The 19,021-nt window shown below is 73.3% G+C and carries 16 protein-coding genes; 10 read left to right on the top strand and 6 right to left on the bottom strand.

Features of this window, described 5'->3' with window-relative positions:
- Positions 1-215: 215 nt before the first annotated feature.
- From ABT295_RS07825 to ABT295_RS07815, 3 genes are all read right to left on the bottom strand, one after another.
- Positions 216-1,229 (bottom strand): hemolysin family protein, encoded by a 1,014-nt coding sequence (locus tag ABT295_RS07825; protein ID WP_352393824.1) that lies wholly within the window; start codon positions 1,227-1,229, stop codon positions 216-218.
- The gene (locus tag ABT295_RS07820) at positions 1,226-2,866 is read right to left on the bottom strand and encodes a hemolysin family protein (protein ID WP_352393823.1); all 1,641 of its coding nucleotides are present in this window, start codon (positions 2,864-2,866) and stop codon (positions 1,226-1,228) included. Before ABT295_RS07820 ends, ABT295_RS07825 begins: the two co-directional genes overlap by 4 nt.
- Positions 2,867-3,067: 201 nt before the next feature.
- On the bottom strand, positions 3,068-3,376 hold the full coding sequence (locus tag ABT295_RS07815; RefSeq protein WP_352393822.1) for a 4a-hydroxytetrahydrobiopterin dehydratase: 309 nt from the start codon (positions 3,374-3,376) through the stop codon (positions 3,068-3,070).
- Positions 3,377-3,437: 61 nt separating this feature from the next.
- Between ABT295_RS07815 and ABT295_RS07810 the strand changes: the two genes are divergently transcribed.
- From ABT295_RS07810 to ABT295_RS07785, 6 genes are all read left to right on the top strand, one after another.
- On the top strand, positions 3,438-3,878 hold the full coding sequence (locus ABT295_RS07810; RefSeq protein WP_352393821.1) for a (deoxy)nucleoside triphosphate pyrophosphohydrolase: 441 nt from the start codon (positions 3,438-3,440) through the stop codon (positions 3,876-3,878).
- A gap of 167 nt (positions 3,879-4,045) precedes the next feature.
- Positions 4,046-5,032, top strand: a complete 987-nt coding sequence (locus ABT295_RS07805) for an NAD-dependent epimerase/dehydratase family protein (protein ID WP_352393820.1) — start codon at positions 4,046-4,048, stop codon at positions 5,030-5,032.
- A gap of 66 nt (positions 5,033-5,098) precedes the next feature.
- Entirely contained in the window at positions 5,099-6,997 is a 1,899-nt protein-coding gene (gene typA / locus ABT295_RS07800) for a translational GTPase TypA (RefSeq protein WP_352393819.1), read from the top strand.
- 7 nt (positions 6,998-7,004) lie between these two features.
- Positions 7,005-8,807 (top strand): ABC transporter substrate-binding protein, encoded by a 1,803-nt coding sequence (locus ABT295_RS07795; protein ID WP_352393818.1) that lies wholly within the window; start codon positions 7,005-7,007, stop codon positions 8,805-8,807.
- 74 nt (positions 8,808-8,881) lie between these two features.
- Positions 8,882-9,823: a PIG-L family deacetylase gene (locus ABT295_RS07790; RefSeq protein ID WP_352393817.1), complete on the top strand. Its 942-nt coding sequence runs from the start codon at positions 8,882-8,884 to the stop codon at positions 9,821-9,823.
- A gap of 111 nt (positions 9,824-9,934) precedes the next feature.
- Positions 9,935-11,668 carry a VanW family protein gene (locus tag ABT295_RS07785; RefSeq protein ID WP_352393816.1) on the top strand — a complete coding sequence of 578 codons (1,734 nt, stop codon included), beginning with the start codon at positions 9,935-9,937 and terminating at the stop codon, positions 11,666-11,668.
- A 51-nt stretch (positions 11,669-11,719) separates the two neighbouring features.
- Here ABT295_RS07785 and ABT295_RS07780 read toward each other — a convergent pair whose 3' ends face one another.
- A complete protein-coding gene (locus tag ABT295_RS07780) occupies positions 11,720-12,820 on the bottom strand; it encodes a GNAT family N-acetyltransferase (RefSeq protein ID WP_352393815.1) in 1,101 nt (366 codons plus the stop codon).
- 74 nt (positions 12,821-12,894) lie between these two features.
- On the opposite strand from ABT295_RS07780, the gene fdxA reads away from it, so the two are divergent.
- The 3 genes from fdxA (at position 12,895) to ABT295_RS07765 (ending at position 15,773) form a co-directional block, all read left to right on the top strand.
- On the top strand, positions 12,895-13,221 hold the full coding sequence (fdxA, locus tag ABT295_RS07775; RefSeq protein ID WP_345507420.1) for a ferredoxin: 327 nt from the start codon (positions 12,895-12,897) through the stop codon (positions 13,219-13,221).
- The gene (gene dapC, locus ABT295_RS07770; protein ID WP_352393814.1) at positions 13,218-14,330 is read left to right on the top strand and encodes a succinyldiaminopimelate transaminase; all 1,113 of its coding nucleotides are present in this window, start codon (positions 13,218-13,220) and stop codon (positions 14,328-14,330) included. Before fdxA ends, dapC begins: the two co-directional genes overlap by 4 nt.
- Positions 14,331-14,492: 162 nt before the next feature.
- Positions 14,493-15,773: a citrate synthase gene (locus tag ABT295_RS07765; RefSeq protein WP_352393813.1), complete on the top strand. Its 1,281-nt coding sequence runs from the start codon at positions 14,493-14,495 to the stop codon at positions 15,771-15,773.
- Positions 15,774-15,861: 88 nt separating this feature from the next.
- On the opposite strand, the gene ABT295_RS07760 is transcribed toward ABT295_RS07765, so the two are convergent.
- Both ABT295_RS07760 and dapD read right to left on the bottom strand, forming a co-directional pair.
- Complete coding sequence (locus ABT295_RS07760) at positions 15,862-16,803, bottom strand: hypothetical protein (RefSeq protein ID WP_352393812.1); 942 nt, start codon at positions 16,801-16,803, stop codon at positions 15,862-15,864.
- A gap of 78 nt (positions 16,804-16,881) precedes the next feature.
- Positions 16,882-17,814 (bottom strand): 2,3,4,5-tetrahydropyridine-2,6-dicarboxylate N-succinyltransferase, encoded by a 933-nt coding sequence (dapD, locus tag ABT295_RS07755; protein ID WP_352393811.1) that lies wholly within the window; start codon positions 17,812-17,814, stop codon positions 16,882-16,884.
- Between the two features lie 98 nt (positions 17,815-17,912).
- Here dapD and dapE point away from each other — a divergent pair, with 98 nt between their 5' ends.
- Entirely contained in the window at positions 17,913-19,007 is a 1,095-nt protein-coding gene (gene dapE / locus ABT295_RS07750; RefSeq protein ID WP_352393810.1) for a succinyl-diaminopimelate desuccinylase, read from the top strand.
- The last annotated feature ends 14 nt before the right edge of the window (positions 19,008-19,021 follow it).

Raw genomic sequence — 19,021 nt, 5'->3', positions numbered from 1 at the left:
CGGGTCGTGGTCGGTGCCGGACGACCGGATCGGTCGTCCAGCTGCTCCGCAGCAGCCGCAACCTATCCCCCCGCGACCGCGCGCCCCATCATTCAGCGGTGCGACACGGCCAGCAACCGACTATGCCGAATCGTGACGCGCTGGATATCTTCCGGCGACCTGCCCCCGTGGACGGGAAGATCGCCCGCGCGCCACGACCCGGCCGGGCCCTCGGCTCAGGCGTCGGTCTCGTCGTCGAACTGACCGAGCACCCGCTCGAGGAGGTCCTCCATCGTCACGATGCCGAGCGGCCCGGACGGCCCGTCGACGAGGACGAGCTGGGCGTGCTCGGCGCGCATCCGCGAGATCGCGTCGAGGAGCGAGAGCCCGGAGTCGACGTGGACGGCGGGCGAGGTGACCGTCGTGACCGGTGCCCCGGCCGCGGCGCGCACGACGTCGCGCACGTGGGCGACCCCGACGGGCGCGTCGCCCTCGCGCACGACGAGGCGCGAACGGCCCGTGTCGCGCGAGAGCGCCTCCGCCTCGGCGCAGGTCGCCGTCGTCGCGACGCCGACGACCTGGTCGAGGGGCACGACGACCTCGGTGAGGGGCGTCGTGTCGAGGTCGATGGCGCCGGCGAGCACGCGGTGCTCCGGCTCGGCGAGCATGCCGTGGTCCTTGGAGCTCGCGATGAGCAGCTGCAGCTCCTTGGGCCCGTGCACCTGGCCGAGCTCGTCCTGCGGCGTGACCCCGACGAGGCGCAGGCAGCCGTTCGCCATGGCGTTGAGCACGCTGAGCGCCGGGCGCATGACCCACGCGAAGCCGCGGAACGGCAGGGCGAGCAGCACGGCGGAACGCTCGGGGTGGGCGATGGCCCACGACTTCGGCGCCATCTCGCCGACCACCATGTGGAGGAAGACGACGATGCCGACGGCGAGCACGACCGAGACGACGTATGCCGCCGCCTCGGGCACGCGCGCGAAGGTGAAGACCGGCGTCAGCAGCTCGGCCACGGCCGGCTTCGCGAGCGAGCCGAGCCCCAGCGTGCACAGCGTGATGCCGAGCTGGGCGCCGGCGAGCATGAGCGAGAGCTCGCGGCTGCCGCGCACGGCCGCCCGGGCCGCGACGCTGCCGCGCTCGGCGAGGTCCTCGAGCCGGTGGCGTTTGCTCGCGACGAGGGCGAACTCCGCCGCGACGAAGAAGGCGTTGAGCACGAGCAGCAGGAGCGAGACGAGCAGGGCGGTGGTCATCGGGTCGCCTCCGTCCGGTCGGAGGGCGCGGGCGCGCCCTCGGTGACGTCGTCGGCGTCGGGGGAGTCGCCGGGTGAGTCGCCGGGTGAGTCGCCGTCGAGCGACTCGAGGTCGCTCATCAGGTCGAGCACCTCGACGCGCACCGACGACGGCACGTGCCGCTCGACGGCCTCGACGCGCAGCAGCACCGAGACGGGGAGGTGGCGCGGCTCGTGCTCGTGCCGGTCGTGCTCGTGCCGGTCGTGCTCGTGCCGGTCCTTGTCGTGGCGGTCGTCCGCGTCGTCGTCCGCGCCGGCACCGTCGGGCCCGTCGGGCCCGTCGGTCGTCCCTTCCTGCCGGTCGTGCCGGTCGTGTCGGTCGTGCCGGTCGTCCCGGTCGTGGTGGTCGGTCACCACCTCGCGCCGGGCCTCGAGGCGGACCTCGTCGCCGACGACCGCGGTGCGGCCGAGCGCCTCGAGGATAAGGCCGCTCACGGTGGAGTACTCGTCGCTGCTCGTGAGGCGCAGGTCGGTGGCGGTGTCGAGCTCGTCGAGGCGCAGGTGGCCGGGCACGGTCCACGTGTCCGGCGTCGTCTCGACCACACCGGGCTCGGGCTTGTCGTCCTCGTCGAGGATCTCGCCGACGACCTCCTCGGCGATGTCCTCGAAGGTGACGATGCCGGCGAAGCCGCCGTGCTCGTCGACGACGACGGCCAGCTGGCGGTGGTCGGCGCGGATCTGGTCCAGCACGCGCGGCAGGGGAGCGCTCGTCGGCACGACCGTGGGGTCCGACACGACGGACCCGACGGTGGTCGAGGCCCTGCGGTCGGCAGGCACCGCGAGCACCTCGGCGATGCCCGCGACCCCGACGATGTCGTCGCCGTCGCGGCCCGTGACGGGGAAGCGGGACCAGCCCGTGTCAAGCAGCGCCACGAGGTCGGAGACGGGCGCGTCGGCCGCGACGGTCGTCACCCGGACGCGCGGCGTCATGACGTCGCCGGCGTCGAGCTCGCGGAAGCGCAGGCCACCCTCGAGCACGTCGGAGAGGTCGTCGTCGAGCAGGCCGCCGGCGTGCGACTCGTCGATGATGCGGGTGAGGTCCTCCGCGGTCGCGCCCTGCTCGAGCTCCTCGACCGGCTCGATGCCGATCTTGCGCAGCAGGGTCGTCGAGGCGCGGTCGAAGAGCCGCACGACGGGTCCGGCCAGGCGCAGGTAGACCAGCGTCGAGCGACTGAGCGCGCGGGCCAGCGGCACCGTGCGCGCGATGGCGTAGTTCTTGGGAGCGAGCTCGCCGAAGACCATCTGGACGACGGTCGAGAAGACGAGGACCGCGGTGACCGACAGGCTGAGGCGGGCGGCATACGACATCGACGGGTCGAGCAACTCGGCGATGCCGGCGCCGACGAGCGGCTCGGACACGTAGCCGACGAGCAGCGCGGTCACGGTGATGCCGAACTGGGCGGCCGACAGGGTGAACGAGAGCTGCGAGGTGACGCGCAGCGCGCGTTCGGCGGGCGCGTCGCCCTGGTCGGCGAGCTGCTTGAGGGCGTTGCGGTCCACGGCGACGTAGGCGAACTCCTGGGCCACGAAGTAGCCCGTCGCCGCCGTCAGGGCGAGGATCAGCAGGATGCCCAGGCCGATGCCGAGGGCGGTGCTCATGCGGTCACCACCCAGGTGAGCGGGTGGAGGGTGAGGGCTGGCCGGACGGGGTCCGGCCCCGGACTATGACCCTCCCGGGACTCGGCGCGCGAGCCGGAGCGTGAGTGCGATCGCATGAGGCAAGCCTAAGTGATGAGCGCGGCCCGTGCGTCGCGCGACCGGGCGAGGGCCCCAGCGGCCGTGCTGGCGCCCCGCCGGTGCTCAGGACGTCGCGACGGCGCCGCGGCGCGCGGCCTCCTGGCTGATCTGGTGGGCGAGCTCGACGTCGAGCTGCGTCAGGCCACCCTCGGAGTGGGTGGAGAGGGCGAAGTGCACGGTGCGCCACCGGATGTCGATGTCGGGGTGGTGGTCCATCGTCTCCGCCGCCGCCGCCACCTCCTGCACGAGCGCGATGCCCGTGAGGAAGTCCGGCGCCTCGTAGGAGGCCCGGATCGTGTCGCCGTCGCGGGTCCAGGCGGGCAGGTCGCCCAGCTGCCGCTCGATCTCCTCGTCGTCCAGCCGTCGTGTCATGACCCCATTGAACGCCCGTCGGCGCCGTTCCGGGGCCCGGCTGTGGCACCATCGGGGCGCCATGAACAGCCCGGAGCCCTCCCCAGCCGCGGTCCGCCTCGTCGTCGGGGCGGCCCTCGTCGACGACCTCGTCGCACCGACCCGGCTGCTCTCGGCCCGGCGCACCGAGCCGTCGGCGCTCGCCGGCGGGTGGGAGCTGCCGGGCGGCAAGGTCGACGAGGGCGAGACGCCCGAGGCCGCCCTGCACCGCGAGCTCCTCGAGGAGCTCGGCGTGCGCGTGCGCCTCGGCGCCCCGGTGCCGGGCCCCCGGCCCGCGGACACCTGGCCGCTCGGCGACCGCTACGAGATGCTCGTGTGGCTCGCGCAGGTCGTCGACGGCACGCCCGAGCCGCTCGAGGACCACGACGAGCTGCGCTGGCTGGGCCGCGACGACCTGCGGGCCGTCGCGTGGCTGCCCGCCGACCTGCCCATCGTCGAGCAGCTCGAGAACCTCCTGACCTGACCGAGCCCGGCAGGCGCGGCCGCCGATGCCCCCCGACGGCACGGGCCGCCGAGGCCCCGACGGCACGGGCGGCCACCGGGCCCCAGGGTGGGGGATACGGTGCTCGGGGGTCGCGACCGCGGCCCGGTCCGGGCCCCAGGGGCCCTCTCCACGGGAGCGAGTCCACCATGTCTGCACCCTCCGTGCTCTTCCTCGGCGGCACCGGGACCATCAGCTCGGCCTGCACGCGGCAGGCCCTTGAGGAGGGCTTCGAGGTCGCCGTGCTCGGGCGGACGGCCGGATCGACCCGCCCGGCCCCTGACGGCTGCGAGCTGCTGACCGCCGACCTCGACGACGCCGACTCCTTCCGTGCGGCCGTCGCGGGCCGCGACTTCGACGTCGTCGCCGACTTCCGGGCGTTCGGCCCCGACGACGTGGCCGCGCGCCTCGACGTGCTGCAGGGGCAGATGGGGCAGTACGTCTTCATCAGCTCCGCCTCGGCCTACCAGACCCCGCCCGTCCGCGTGCCCGTCGTCGAGTCGACGCCGCTGCGCAACCCCTTCTGGTCCTACTCGCGCGGCAAGATCGCTGCCGAGGACCTCCTCGTGCGCCTGCACCGCGAGGAGGGTCTCGGCATGACGATCGTGCGGCCCTCGCACACCTACGACCACACCTCGGTCCCCTTCGACGGCGGCTGGACCGTCGTGGACCGGATGCGCCGCGGGGCCGAGGTCGTCGTGCACGGCGACGGCACCTCGCTGTGGACCCTGACGCACGCGACCGACTTCGCGCGGGCCTTCGTCGGGCTCTTCGCCCAGCCCGCCGCCGTGGGTGCGAGCGTCCACATCACCTCGGACGAGTGGCTCAGCTGGAACCAGGTCTACGAGATCGTCGCCGCGGCAGCCGGCGTCGAGCCCCGGCTCGTGCACGTCCCGTCGGACGCCGTGGCCCGGGTCGACGCGGACTGGGGCGCCGCGCTGCTCGGCGACAAGGCGCACTCGACGGTCTTCGACAACAGCCTCGTCAAGTCGCTCGTGCCCGGCTGGAGGGCGACGGTGCCCTTCGCCCGGGGCGCCCGCGAGATCGTGGACTGGTTCGACGCGGACCCGTCGCGGCAGCAGGTCGACCAGCGGATGGACGCCCTCATGGACCAGCTCGTGGCCGCCCACCGCTGACGCACCCGGGAGGGGCCCGACCCCGGGTGGACAAAGGCACCCCAAAACCCTGCGAGAATGGTGCTCATGCCTTTGAAGACCCGCGCGGACATCCGCAACGTCGCCATCGTCGCCCACGTCGACCACGGCAAGACCACCCTCGTCGACAAGATGCTCTGGCAGTCCGGCGCGTTCGGCGAGCACCAGCACGTCGACGAGCGCGCGATGGACTCCGGCGACCTGGAGCGCGAGAAGGGCATCACGATCCTCGCGAAGAACACCGCGGTGCACTACACCGGCAAGGCCGCCCAGGACCGCGGCCTCACCGACGGCGTCACCATCAACATCATCGACACCCCCGGCCACGCCGACTTCGGCGGTGAGGTCGAGCGCGGCCTGTCGATGGTCGACGGCGTCGTGCTCCTCGTCGACGCGTCCGAGGGCCCGCTGCCCCAGACCCGCTTCGTGCTGCGCAAGGCGCTCGCCGCGAAGATGCCGGTCATCCTCTGCATCAACAAGGTCGACCGCCCCGACTCGCGCATCGCCGAGGTCGTCGACGAGGCCTACGAGCTCTTCATGGACCTCGACGCCACCGAGGAGCAGATCGACTTCCCGATCGTCTACGCCTCCGCCAAGGCCGGCCGCGCGTCGACCGAGCGCCCCGACAACGGCGGGCTGCCCGAGGGCGAGGACCTCGAGGCCCTCTTCGAGACGATCCTGTCGACGATCCCCGCGCCGACCTACGACGACGAGGCGCCGCTGCAGGCCCACGTCACGAACCTCGACGCCTCCAACTTCCTCGGCCGCCTCGCCCTGCTCCGTGTCTTCAACGGCACGATCAGGAAGGGCCAGCAGGTCATGTGGTGCCGCCACGACGGCTCGCAGCAGCGCGTCAAGATCACCGAGCTGCTGATGACCGAGGCCCTCGAGCGCAAGCCCGCCGAGGAGGCCCGCCCGGGCGACATCATCGCCGTCGCCGGCATCCCCGACATCACCATCGGCGAGACCCTCGCCGACCCGGAGAACCCGATCCCGCTGCCGCTCATCACGGTCGACGAGCCGGCCATCTCGATGACGATCGGTACGAACACGAGCCCGATGGTCGGCCAGGTGCGCGGCTCGAAGGTCACGGCCCGCATGGTCAAGGACCGCCTCGACAAGGAGCTCATCGGCAACGTGTCGCTGCGCATCCTGAACACGGAGCGACCGGACGCCTGGGAGGTGCAGGGCCGTGGTGAGCTCGCCCTGGCCATCCTCGTCGAGCAGATGCGCCGCGAGGGCTACGAGCTGACCGTCGGCAAGCCCCAGGTCGTCACGCGCGAGGTCGACGGCAAGGTGCACGAGCCGGTCGAGCGCCTCACGATCGACACCCCCGAGGAGTTCCTCGGCGCCATCACGCAGATCATGGCCGCCCGCAAGGGCCGCATGGAGCAGATGACGAACCACGGCACCGGCTGGATCCGCATGGAGTTCCTCGTGCCGAGCCGCGGCCTCATCGGCTTCCGCACCGAGTTCCTCACCGAGACGCGCGGCACGGGCATCGCCCACCACGTCTTCGAGGACTACGAGCCGTGGTTCGGCGCGATCACGACCCGCACGAGCGGCTCGCTCGTGTCCGACCGCAAGGGCGTCGTCACCTCGTACGCGATGGTCAACCTCCAGGAGCGCGGCACCCTCTTCGTCGACCCGACGACCGAGGTCTACGAGGGCATGATCGTCGGCGAGAACTCGCGCGCCGACGACATGGACGTCAACATCACCAAGGAGAAGAAGCTCACCAACGTGCGCGCCTCCTCCTCGGACAACTTCGAGAAGATCGTGCCGCCGCGCAAGCTCAGCCTCGAGCAGAGCCTCGAGTTCTGCCGCGAGGACGAGTGCGTCGAGGTGACGCCCGAGTCGGTGCGCATCCGCAAGGTCGTCCTCGACGCGGGCGAGCGCGCCCGCACGGCCTCCCGCGCGCGCTCCGCCGCGAAGGCCGAAGGCTGACCGAGCGGTGCACCGAGCGCTGCGCACCCGCCTGCGGGGGCTCCGCAGGCGGGTGATCGGCGGGCTCGGCGCCGCCGTGCTCGCGGCCGGTGCCGCGGCCTGCACGTCCTCCGGCGCCGACGCCCCGGCCGGCCCCGACGCCCTCGGCGCGGGCCCGGCCGGAGCGTCGACGGAGGCACCGGCCGGCGACGTGCAGGCCGGCGGCACCCTCCAGGTGCTCGTCGCGGGCGCGGTCGCGACGTGGGACCCGCAGCTGATGTACGTCGGCCCCGAGGCGTTCTTCGCCCAGCGCACCTTCGCCCGGGGGCTCACGGCATACGGCACCGGCACCCACCAGCGCGACCTGCTCGGCGACCTCGCCACCGACACGGGGAGCTCGAGCGACGGGGGCCGCACCTGGCGCTTCACGCTGCGCGCCGGCCCGACGTGGCAGGACGGCTCGCCCGTCACGTGCGCCGACGTGCGGCACGGCGTGGCGCGCACCTTCGACCGGCGCACCCACGTCGGTGGCACGAACTACGCGAGCTTCCTGCTAGACGTGCCCACCCGCGTGACGCCGGAGGGGCTCGAGAAGCCGGTGTACGCCGGGCCGTCCGACACCGCCCACCAGGGCGACCTCGAGCGCGCCGTCGCCTGCGACGGTCGCACCATCACCTTCCACCTGCGCGAGCCCGAGCCCGACTTCGCCCAGATCGTCGCGCTGCCGGAGTTCGCCCCGCGCAAGGCCTCGAGCGACACCCCGTCCGACGCGGCCTCGTACGCCGTCATGTCGAGCGGGCCCTACCGCCTCGCGGCGCCGTGGGACCCCGAGCGCGGCGGCACCTTCGTGCGCAACGAGCGCTGGGACCCGCGCAGCGACCCGATCCGGCACGCCTACCCGGACGCGATCCGGGTGACCTCCGGCCTCGAGGAGCAGGGCGTCATCCAGCGCCTGCTCAACCAGCAGGACGACGACGCGTATGCCGTCTCGTGGGTGCAGGCGAGCCCCATTCTGCGCAACCAGGCCGGCACCGACCTGCAGGCCCGGCTGACCTTCCCGTACACCGGCAACGTCGACTACCTCGCGCTCAACCAGCGCAGCCCGGTGCTCGCGAAGCCGGCGGTGCGCCAGGCGCTCGCCCTCGCGACGAACCGGGCGACCTACCTGGCCGCGACCGGTGGCGACGGCGCCGGCACGGCGACGTGGTCGGTGCTCTCGCCCGCCGTCGACCCGGGTGCCGTGACGCCACCGAGCGGCGCCGACGTCGAGGGTGACCCGGAGGGGGCGCGTGCGGTGCTCCGCCGGGCCGGCGTGACGCTCCCGGTGCCGCTGCGCGTCGTCTACGCCCGCTCGGTGCTCACCGACAAGGCGTATGCCGCCCTCGCCGCCGGGTGGGAGCGCGCCGGCTTCGCGGTCACCCTGACCGGGGTCGCGCCCGAGGAGTACTACGAGACCATCGAGAAGCCCGGAGCGGCCGGCGACTACGACGTGTTCCGCGGTGCGTGGACCCCCGACTGGCCGTCGGCGGGCGGCGTGCTGCCGGCGCTCTTCGACGCCCGCATCAACCTCGACTCCTCCGGGCCCGGCCAGGACGTCGGCTACTTCGGCAGCCGCGCCGTCGAGGCGCTCGTCGACCGCGCCGACGCCACCGCCGACCCCGCCCGGCGGGCCGCGATCTGGCGCCAGGCCGACCGGACGATCCGCGAGCAGGGCGGCTACATCGCGCTGTCGGCGACCAAGGCCCTGCACCTGCACGGCGCCGGGGTGCGCGGCTACGAGGACCACGCGGTCGGTGGCATCGTCGACCTCGCCACCGTGGCCGTCCGCTGAGGCGCCCGCTGAGGCGTCTGCGACCGCACCACCCGCACCACCTGCAGCCCCGACCGCCCTCGAGAGGATCACCCGTGGCCCGACTGCTCCTCGTCCACGCCCACCCCGACGACGAGACCCTGACGTGCGGCGTGACGATGGCCCACCACGTCGCCCGGGGTGACGAGGTGCACGTGCTGACGTGCACGCTGGGCGAGGAGGGCGAGGTCATCCCGCCCGGCCTCGCGCACCTCGAGGGCGACCCGGACGACCGGCTGGGACCGCACCGCCACGGCGAGCTGCTGCTGGCGTTGGAGCGGCTCGGGGCGGTGTCGCACGTGCTCGGCGCGGACCCGGCATCCGGGCGCCTGTCGCGCTACCGCGACTCCGGCATGGTCGGCTCGCCGGCTGCGGCGCGCCCCGAGGCGTTCGCCGGCGCCGACCTCGACGAGGCCGCGGGGCTCGTGGCCGACGTCGTGCGCGACGTGCGGCCCGACGTCGTCGTGACCTACGAGGAGCACGGTGGCTACGGACACCCGGACCACGTGCAGGCGCATCGGGTGACGCGGCGCGCGATGGAGCTGCTGGGCGACGCCGACCTGCCCCGGCACGCCTACGAGATCGTGACCCCGCTCGGCTGGGCACGCGAGGACCGCGCGTGGCTGCAGTCGGCCGGGCCCGACCTGCTCGACACCGCTGCGTGGTGGGCGGACCAGGACCTGGGCGTCTCGGACGGGCCCGACGGGCCACCGGCGCCGGCGGCCCCCGTGCTGGTCGTGCCGGCCCCCGACGACGCGTTCGCGCCGTCGGTCGTCGACGACGACCTCGTCACGCACGTCGTGCACGACGCGGGTGCCCGTGCGGCGCAGAACGCGGCCTTGCGCGCGCACGCGACCCAGGTCGTCGTCGCGAGCGAGGACGTGCACGCCCTCTCCAACCTCATCGCCGTGCGCACCACGGCCCGTGAGGGCTTCCGGCAGGTCGACCCGCGCACCTGGCGGCCGACCGGCCGGCGCGGCACCGACCTGCTCGCCTGACGACGCCTCCGCGGTGGGGAGCGGGAGCCCTCGGCGTTGCGGCGCCGGTCGGGCCGTGGCTCGGGCTACCGTCGTGCCGACCCCACACGCCACCTCGCGCACGGAGCACCCTTGGCCGACGACTGGCAGCACGACGCCCGCCGCGAGCGACGCTCGACGGCGCTGCGCCTGCTCGCCTCCGTCGTCGTGCTCGGCGGGGCGTATGCCGGCCTGTGCGCCTGGTCGTCGCAGCACCTGCCCGCCACCGTGTCGGTCGGCGGCATCGCCGTCGGCGGCATGACGACGGAGTCGGCGCACGCCGCGGTCGTGCGGGGGAGCAAGCCCCTGCTCGACGGCCCGATGACCCTGCACGTGCCGGGCCGTGACGACCCCCTTCAGGTGGTGCCTCGCGAGGCCGGGCTGCGCGTCGACGTCGACCGGTCGCTCGAGGGGCTCACCGGCTTCACGCTCGACCCGACGACGGTCTGGGAGCGCCTCGTCGGCGAGGTGGACGCCCCGCTGCTCACGAGCGCCGACGACGACGCCCTGACCCGTTACGTCGAGGGGCTGGCACCGCGCACCGAGGTGGCGCCGACGGAGGGGCGGATCAGCTTCCCGGGCGGCGCCATGTCGGTCGACCTGCCCGAGCGCGGGCACGTGCTCGACGTCGTCGGCACGAAGTTCGCGCTGCGCAAGGCGTTCCCCGAGGCGGACGAGGCGACCGCCGTGGTGCGCGAGGTCGAGCCGCGGGTGAGCAGCGACACCGTCCAGCGGGTGGCCTCCGCCTTCGGGAGCACGGCGGTCTCGAGGCCGCTCGTCCTCGTCGCGGGGCGCACCCGGGTGCTGCTCGACCCCGTGGAGTACGCGCCGCTCGTCACCGTCGTCCCGGACGGCTCCGGCGGCCTCGTGCCGCACTTCGACGGCCCCAAGCTCGCGGCGCTCGTGGCGGGCAAGGTGACGGTCGTGACCCGGCCCGCCCGGAGCGCCCGGTGGGTGCTCGACGCCCACGGCCGGCCGCCCACGCTCGTGCCGTCGGTCGACGGGCTCGCGCTCGACGAGGCCGACCTCGTCGAGCGGGTCACCACCGCCATCTCCGGGGCGGACCGCACCGTCCTCGTGCGCGCGGGCGCCGCGCGCCCACCCTTCACGACCGACGACGCCCGCCGCGCCGGTGTGACGACGCTCGTCGCCGACGTCCGCCTGCCCCTCGCGGCGGGGGACGCCGGGCGCACCACCGACGTGCTGCTCGCCGCACGGCGGGTCAACGGCACGTACGTCAGGCCCGGTGGCACCTTCAGCCTCAACGCCGTGCTCGGCGAGCCGGGGGAGGTGGGCGACGACCCCGACGGCGCCGTCGTCGTCGACGGTCGGCGGGTGGCCGGCACGCGCGGCGGCGTCACCCAGGTCTCGACCGTCGTGCACGACCTCGCCTGGCTCGCCGGGGTGCCGATCCTCGAGCGCACGCCGCCCGCCCACTACGACGCGCACCGCCCGGTCGGGCGCGACGCCGCCCTCGCGTGGCCCTCCCTCGACAACCGCTGGCGCAACGACACCCCCTTCGGGATGCTCGTGCAGACGTGGGTCGAGGGAGGCGTGCTCCACGGCCGCATCTGGGGCACGAAGACGTGGGACGTGCGATCGGTGACCGGACCCCGCACGGCGGTGGTGACCCCGCGGACGACGCGGGGCTCCGGCGCCGGCTGCACGCCGCGGCCCGCGAGGCCCGGCTTCGACGTCACGGTGACGCGGCAGTGGTTCCGCCCCGGCACGGGCGCGGGCGCACCGGTGCGCAGCGAGCCGGTGTCGACGCACTACCTGCCGCTCGACGGCGTCGTGTGCACCGGCTCCCGGGCCGCCGCGCGTTGACGCCGCGCCGAGGCCGCGCCGAGGCCGCGTTGGGCCGGGGGAGGGGAACGGTCAGCCGGCCGGTCGGGCCAGGTAGGTGTACTCGTGGTGGACCGTGAAGCCGAGGTCGTGCCAGAACGCCAGGCCGTCACCGTTGTCGCCCGAGACCTGCAGGTAGATCGCCGGCATGTTGTTCTCGCGCGCCACCATGGCGACCGCCGAGACGATCGTCGAGGCGAGGCCGGCGCGCCGGTGGTCGGGGTGCACCCAGAGGCCGAAGATGCCGGCCCAGCCCGGGTGGATCGCCATCCGGGCCACGGCGACGATCCGCTGGGTGCCGGGGTCGCGCACCGAGAGGAAGAGCTGGCCCTCGCTGCCGGTCAGCACCGCCTCGGTCACGCCGGGCACCACGGAGCGCTGCTCGTTGTAGGCCATCAGCCAGTCCATCGTCAGCTCCGCGTCGGCCGTGACCGGCACCGACTCCTCGGTGAGCGGGGGCACCGCCGCCGACAGACCGGTCATGACGAGCACCCGCTGCCAGCTGTCGAAGTCGCCACCGACGACGTAGCCACGCTCGAGCAGGGCCGCGGGCAGGGGCTGGTCCTCGACGACGAAGCCCTGCTCGCCGTGCACCTGGAAGATCGGGGGACGCTCGTGGTCGGCGTACCACTTCTCGGCGTAGTCGATGGCCTTGTCGAGCGGGAGGCTCGGGTCACCCACGGCGAGAACCGAGTTCGCGCGCCCGGTGAATCCCGAGGCTGCCCGCAGCACCCAGTCGCCGAGCCCGGCCCGGTCGACCGCCTGCCAACCCTTCGCCATGAGCAGCTCGAGGTCGTCGGCCGAGATGCGCTCGTGGGCGCGCCCGGGGCGGCTCGCGGGCGGTGGCACGTCCTTGGCCGCCAGCACGTCGGCCCGGATGAGCTTCACGCGCTCGGTCTTCGTGTCGACGACGAGGAAGTCGTCGTCGCGGGCGACGAGCTCGCCGAGGAAGTCGGTGGCCCGCGACTCGCTGCCCTCGGCCAGCCGGTAGCGCACGACGACGCGGTTGCCGACGGTGAGGGCGGCCGTCAGCCGGTGGCCCGCCGAGCCCGTGCCATGCGTCGGGGAGTCGCTCCCGGGTGTCGTGTCGGGGACGGTCTCATCCGTGGGGCCGTGCGTGGGCTCGCCGTTCATGTCCGGCATACTAGGCGGTGCAGCACCCGCTCCCGAACGCTCCCGAACGCGCCACCGCAGGAGGTCCGCTCCCCATGACCTACGTCATCGCCCAGCCTTGCGTCGACCTGAAGGACCGGGCGTGCATCGAGGAGTGTCCGGTCGACTGCATCTACGAGGGCAAGCGCTCGCTCTACATCCACCCCGACGAGTGCGTCGACTGCGGTGCGTGCGAGCCGGTCTGCCCCGTCGAGGCCATCTACTACGAGGACGACGTCCCCGAGCAGTGGGCCGACTACTACAACGCCAACGTCGAGTTCTTCAACGACCTCGGCAGCCCCGGCGGCGCGGCCAAGCTCGGCATGATCGAGAAGGACCACCCGCTCATCGAGGCGCTGCCGCCCCAGGAACACGACGAGTGACCCCGCTCGACCTTCCGGACTTCCCCTGGGACTCGCTCGCGCCCTTCAAGGCGCGAGCGGTCGCGCATCCGGACGGCATCGTCGACCTCTCGGTCGGCACCCCGGTCGACCCCACGCCCGAGATCGTGCAGCGGGCACTCGCCGACGCCGCCGACGCGCACGGCTACCCGCTGACGGTGGGGACGCCCGACGTGCGGGCCGCGATCTGCGAGTGGTTCGCGCGTCGTCGCGGCGTGCCGGGGCTCGGCCCCGACGCCGTGCTGCCCACCGTCGGGAGCAAGGAGCTCGTCGCCTGGCTGCCGACGCTGCTCGGCCTGCGAACCGGTGACGTCGTCGGCGTCCCGGCCGTCGCCTACCCGACCTACGACATCGGGGCACGCATCGCCGGGGCGTCGAGCATCGTCGCACAGTCGTTGACGGGCCTGGGCCCGCTCACCCGTGCCACGACGCCGAAACTGTTGTGGCTCAACAGCCCCGGCAATCCCAATGGCCAGGTGCTGGGGACGGCGCACCTGCGCAAGGTCGTCGAGTGGGCCCGTGAGCACGGCGTCGTCGTCGCGAGCGACGAGTGCTACGCCGAGCTCGACTGGCGGGAGGGGCAGGTCGGCACGGCGACGCCGAGCATCCTGCACCCCGACGTCTGCGGCGGATCCCACGACGGCCTGCTCGCCGTCTACTCGCTCTCCAAGCAGTCGAACCTCGCCGGCTACCGGGCGGCCTTCGTGGCCGGCGACCCCGCCCTCGTGGGCGCGATCCTCGAGGTGCGCAAGCACGCGGGCATGATCATGCCCACACCGGTGCAGCACGCCATGGCGGTGGCCCTGCGCGACGACACGCACGTCGAGAGGCAACGGGCGGCATACGCCCGCCGGCGTGAGCTGCTCACCGCGGCCGTCACCCGCGCGGGTCTGCGGATCGACCACTCCGAGGCGGGTCTCTATCTGTGGGCGACCCGCGAAGAAGACTGTTGGACAACGGTTTCCGCGCTCGCTGAGCGCGGCATCCTCGTCGCGCCGGGGTCGTTCTACGGCGTCGCAGGGGAGCGGCACGTGCGCATCGCGCTCACCGCGACCGACGAGCGCATCGCCGCCGCCTGCGCCCGACTCTGAGTGCGACGAGGCTCTCGCCCGGTCGTCCGCGGTGCCCCGCCGGGGCGCTCCGAGGCGCCCGTGGCGGGTGGACCTGTGTTCTCGCACCGCCCGACGCTGGGGTAACGTCGCTCGCGGATACGTCCGGCGCCGTTGGGCCGGAGTTACAGGAGGCGAGGAACAGTGACGAAGGCAGTGGACGCGACACTCAAGGTCGCAGACCAGGAACTCACGTTCCCGGGCGTCAAGGCCGTGGACGGCAACGACGGGCTCGGGGTGGGGTCCCTGCTGAAGGAGACCGGCCTCGTCACCTACGACGTCGGTTTCGTCAACACGGCGTCGTGCAAGAGCGCGATCACCTACATCGACGGTGACGCGGGCATCCTGCGCTACCGCGGCTACCCGATCTCCGAGCTGGCCGAGAAGTCGACCTTCGTCGAGGTCGCCTACCTGCTCATCTACGGTGAGCTGCCCACGCCCGAGGAGCTGACCCGCTTCGAGGACAACCTCCGTCGGCACACGATGCTGCACGAGGACCTCCGCGCCTTCTTCAACGGCTTCCCGCGCGACGCGCACCCGATGCCGGTGCTCAGCTCGGCGGTCTCGGCGCTCGGCACGTTCTACCAGGACAGCCTCGACCCCTTCGACCAGGAGCAGGTCGAGATCTCGACCGTCCGCCTCCTCGCGAAGCTGCCGACCATCGCGGCCATGGCGCACAAGAAGAGCGTCGGCCAGCCGTACATGTACCCGGACAACTCGCTGTCGTTCGTCGAGAACTTCCTGCGGATGACGTTCGGCTACCCGGTCGAGCCCTACGAGGTCGACCCGACCGTCGCCAAGGCCCTCGACCTGCTCTTCATCCTGCACGCCGACCACGAGCAGAACTGCTCCACCTCGACGGTGCGCCTCGTGGGCTCGGCCCACGCGAACCTCTTCAACTCGGTCTCGGCCGGCATCCACGCCCTGTCGGGCCCGCTGCACGGCGGCGCCAACCAGGCCGTGCTCGAGATGCTCGGCCAGCTCCACGAGTCGGGCGACGACCCGAAGAAGTTCATGGAGAAGGTGAAGAACAAGGAGGACGGCGTCCGCCTCATGGGCTTCGGCCACCGGGTCTACAAGAACTACGACCCGCGCGCCGCGATCATCAAGAAGGCCGCCGACGACATCCTCGAGAAGCTCGGTCAGAACGACCCGCTCCTCGAGATCGCCAAGGGCCTCGAGGAGATCGCCCTCGCGGACGACTACTTCGTCGAGCGCAAGCTCTACCCGAACGTCGACTTCTACACCGGCCTCATCTACAAGGCGATGGGCTTCGAGTCGAAGATGTTCACCGTCCTCTTCGCCATCGGCCGCCTGCCGGGCTGGATCGCCCAGTGGCGCGAGATGATGACCGACCCCGAGACGAAGATCGGCCGCCCGCGCCAGATCTACACCGGCTCGCCCGAGCGCAGCTACCCGGCCTGACCCGCCGGGGCCGCACGGCTCCCACGGTCCGACTGCAGACGCGAACGGCCCGTCCCGCACCAGCGGGGCGGGCCGTTGCCGTATGCCGTCAGCGCAGCGTGATCGTCACGGTCGTGCTCGCGGCGCCCTTCGACCAGCCGTCGCCGCCCGACGCGCGGTCCCAGGCCCGCTCACCGATCGCCACCTTGGTCGCCCCGGTGGACTGGGCGCGCGCGACGGCCCAGTGCGCCACGGCCCAGGCCGTCGTCGCGTTGCGCGTCGTGACGGTGAGGAAGCCGTCGCCGGGCCGCGCCGTGGTGACGCCCATCTGCGTCTTGAGGTCGGCGGCGACCTCCTGCGGCGTCTCGCGCGACGTCACGGCGTCGAGCCGGCAGGTTAGCCCGGCGGGCGAGTGCCCCGTCAGGGTCGAGGCGAGCACGCGGCCCTGTCCCTCGTGGTCGCGATAGGCCTCCGGGAAGCCGCTCTTCTGCACGCGCTGGGCGATCGTGGTGATGTCGGCCGTCTCGTAGCCCTTGAACTTCACGAGGGCGTCGTAGAAGGCATTCGTGGCGTGGACCGGGTCGAGGATCTGCGACTCGGTGCCCCAGCCCTGGCTGGGCCGCTGCTGGAAGAGGCCGAGGGAGTCACGGTCGCCGTAGCGCAGGTTGCGGATCTTCGACTCCTGGAACGCCGTCGTCAGCGCGATCGTGGCCGCCCGCGGCGGCATCTTGCGCTTGATCGACAGGGCGGAGATGAGCGCGGCGTTGCCGGTCTGCTCGGGGTCGAAGGTCTCGGTCATGCCGCCGGCCGTGATGGTGCAGCGTGGGTTGGCGACGCTCGAGACGAAGAGGCGCCCGCCGAACCAGAGGGCGGCCCCGAGGCCGACGGCGAAGACGAGCAGCACCGCGATGCGCCGGCGTCGGCGGGCCGCCGACCCGGACCGTCGACGTGGCGCGCCGCCGCGGCCGCCGTTCCCGCCGCGTGCGCTCTCGCGAGCAGCGGGGCGCCGCCGCGGGTCGGCGATTCCGGGGCCGGATCGGTTGCTCGGCATGGGGTCCTCGGGTGGTCGGCTGCGCGGCGGCGGCGCAGTCGGCGGACGGCGGTCGGGTGGTGCTCTCGGGGCGGGCGGTCAGTCGTTGGCGTGGAGCGCGGCGTTGAGCGCGATGCCGGTGCCCGCGCGGTCGCGGGCCTCGACGGCGCCGCTCACGCTGTTGCGGATGAAGAGGATGTTGCTCGAGCCCGACAGCTGCTTGGCCTTGACGACCGAGCCGTCGGGAAGCGTCACCTTCGTGCCCGCGGTCACGTAGAGCCCGGCCTCGACCACGCAGTCGTCGCCGAGCGCGATGCCGATGCCGCCGTTGGCCCCGACCAGACAACGCTCGCCGATGCTGACCCGTTCCGAGCCGCCACCGGAGAGGGTGCCCATGATCGAGGCGCCGGCACCGATGTCCGAACCGTCGCCGACGACGACGCCCTGCACGATGCGGCCCTCGACCATCGAGGTGCCGAGCGTGCCCGCGTTGAAGTTGCAGAAGCCCTCGTGCATGACGGTCGTGCCGGGGGAGAGGTGCGCGCCGAGCCGCACGCGGTCGGCATCCGCGATGCGCACGCCGGGCGGCACGACGAAGTCGGTCATGCGCGGGAACTTGTCGACGCCGTAGACGGCGACGTGCTGACCGCGGGCGCGCAGCCGCAGCCGGGTGCGCTCGAACCCGTCGACGGCGCACGCCCCGGCGCTCGTCCACACGACGTTGGGCAGGGCGCCGAAGACGCCGTCGAGGTTGACGGTGTTCGGCCGCACGAGGCAGTGCGAGAGCAGGTGGAGGCGCAGGTAGGCGTCGGGGGCGTCGGCCGGCGCGGCGTCGAGGTCGATCTCGACGAGGCGCACCTCGGTGCGGACGCCGCGCCCCGCGTCGGTGCCCTCGAGCGCGACGAGGTCGTCGGGCGCCGCGGTGTCGGCCGGCCGGTGACCGAGCGCCGGCTGCGGGAACCACGTGTCGAGCACCTGCCCGTCGTCCGTGATCGTCGTCAGTCCGTGACCCCATGCGTTGCGCTCCGACATGGCCGCAAGGATATGGGGACGAGTCGGCGGCGTGAAACGCCGTGCCGCGGAGCGGGCGGGTCGGCCCGGTGTCGCCCGGGCCGGTTAGCCTTCCGCGTATGCCGTCGACCCAGCCGCCCGCAGCACCCGCCGTCGCCCTCGACCTGTCGTCCGACGTCACGACGCTGACCGCCGCCGTCTGCGACATCGAGTCCGTCAGCCAGGACGAGGCGGCCCTCGCCGACGCCATCGAGGCGGCCCTGCGTCCGCTCGCGCACCTCGAGGTCGTGCGCGACGGGAACACGGTGGTCGCGCGCACGTCCCTGGGCCGTGACGAGCGGGTGGTCCTCGCCGGTCACATCGACACGGTGCCCCTGACGTCCACGCCGAACCTGCCGACGCGTCAGGCTGACGGCGTGCTGTGGGGCCGCGGCACCGTCGACATGAAGGGCGGCGTGGCCGTCATGCTGCGGGTGGCCGCCGAGGTGTCCGAGCCCGTCCGCGACCTCACCTTCCTCTTCTACGAGTGCGAGGAGATCGACGGCCGCTTCAACGGCCTCGCCCGCCTCGCCGAGACCTCGCCCGAGCTGCTCGCGGCCGACTTCGCCGTGCTGCTCGAGCCCACCGACGGCGCCATCGAGGGCGGCTGCAAGGGCACCCTGCGCGTCGACGTCGTCACGACCGGCGTGGCCGCCCACTCCGCGCGCCCCTGGAAGGGCCACAACGCCATCCACGACGCCGGGGCCGTGCTCGGGCGGCTCACCGCCTACGAGGCCGAGACGATCACCGTCGACGGGCTCGAGTACCACGAGGCGCTCCAGGCCGTCGGCATCAGCGGCGGCATCGCCGGCAACGTCATCCCCGACCGGTGCACCGTGACGGTCAACTACCGCTACGCCCCCGACAAGGACACCGAGGCGGCGTTCGCCCACGTGCGCCGGGTCTTCGACGGCTTCGACGTGACGCTCTCCGACGCCGCCGACGGCGCCCGCCCGGGCCTGCACCTGCCGGCCGCGCAGGCCTTCGTCGAGGCGCTCGGGGTGCCGGTCAACGCCAAGGAGGGCTGGACCGACGTCGCCCGCTTCACCGCGCTCGGCGTGCCGGCGGTCAACTTCGGCCCCGGCGACCCCAACCTCGCGCACATGGACGACGAGGCCTGCCCGGTGGAGCAGTACGAGGCCGCCGAGGCCGCCCTGCTGCGCTGGCTGCGCTGACGCCGCCGCATAGG

Source organism: Terrabacter sp. NPDC000476, assembly GCF_040300125.1.
Lineage (GTDB): Bacteria > Actinomycetota > Actinomycetes > Actinomycetales > Dermatophilaceae > Terrabacter.
Note: the sequence above shows the minus strand (reverse complement) of the source record. Positions and strands in the feature narration are given on the sequence as shown.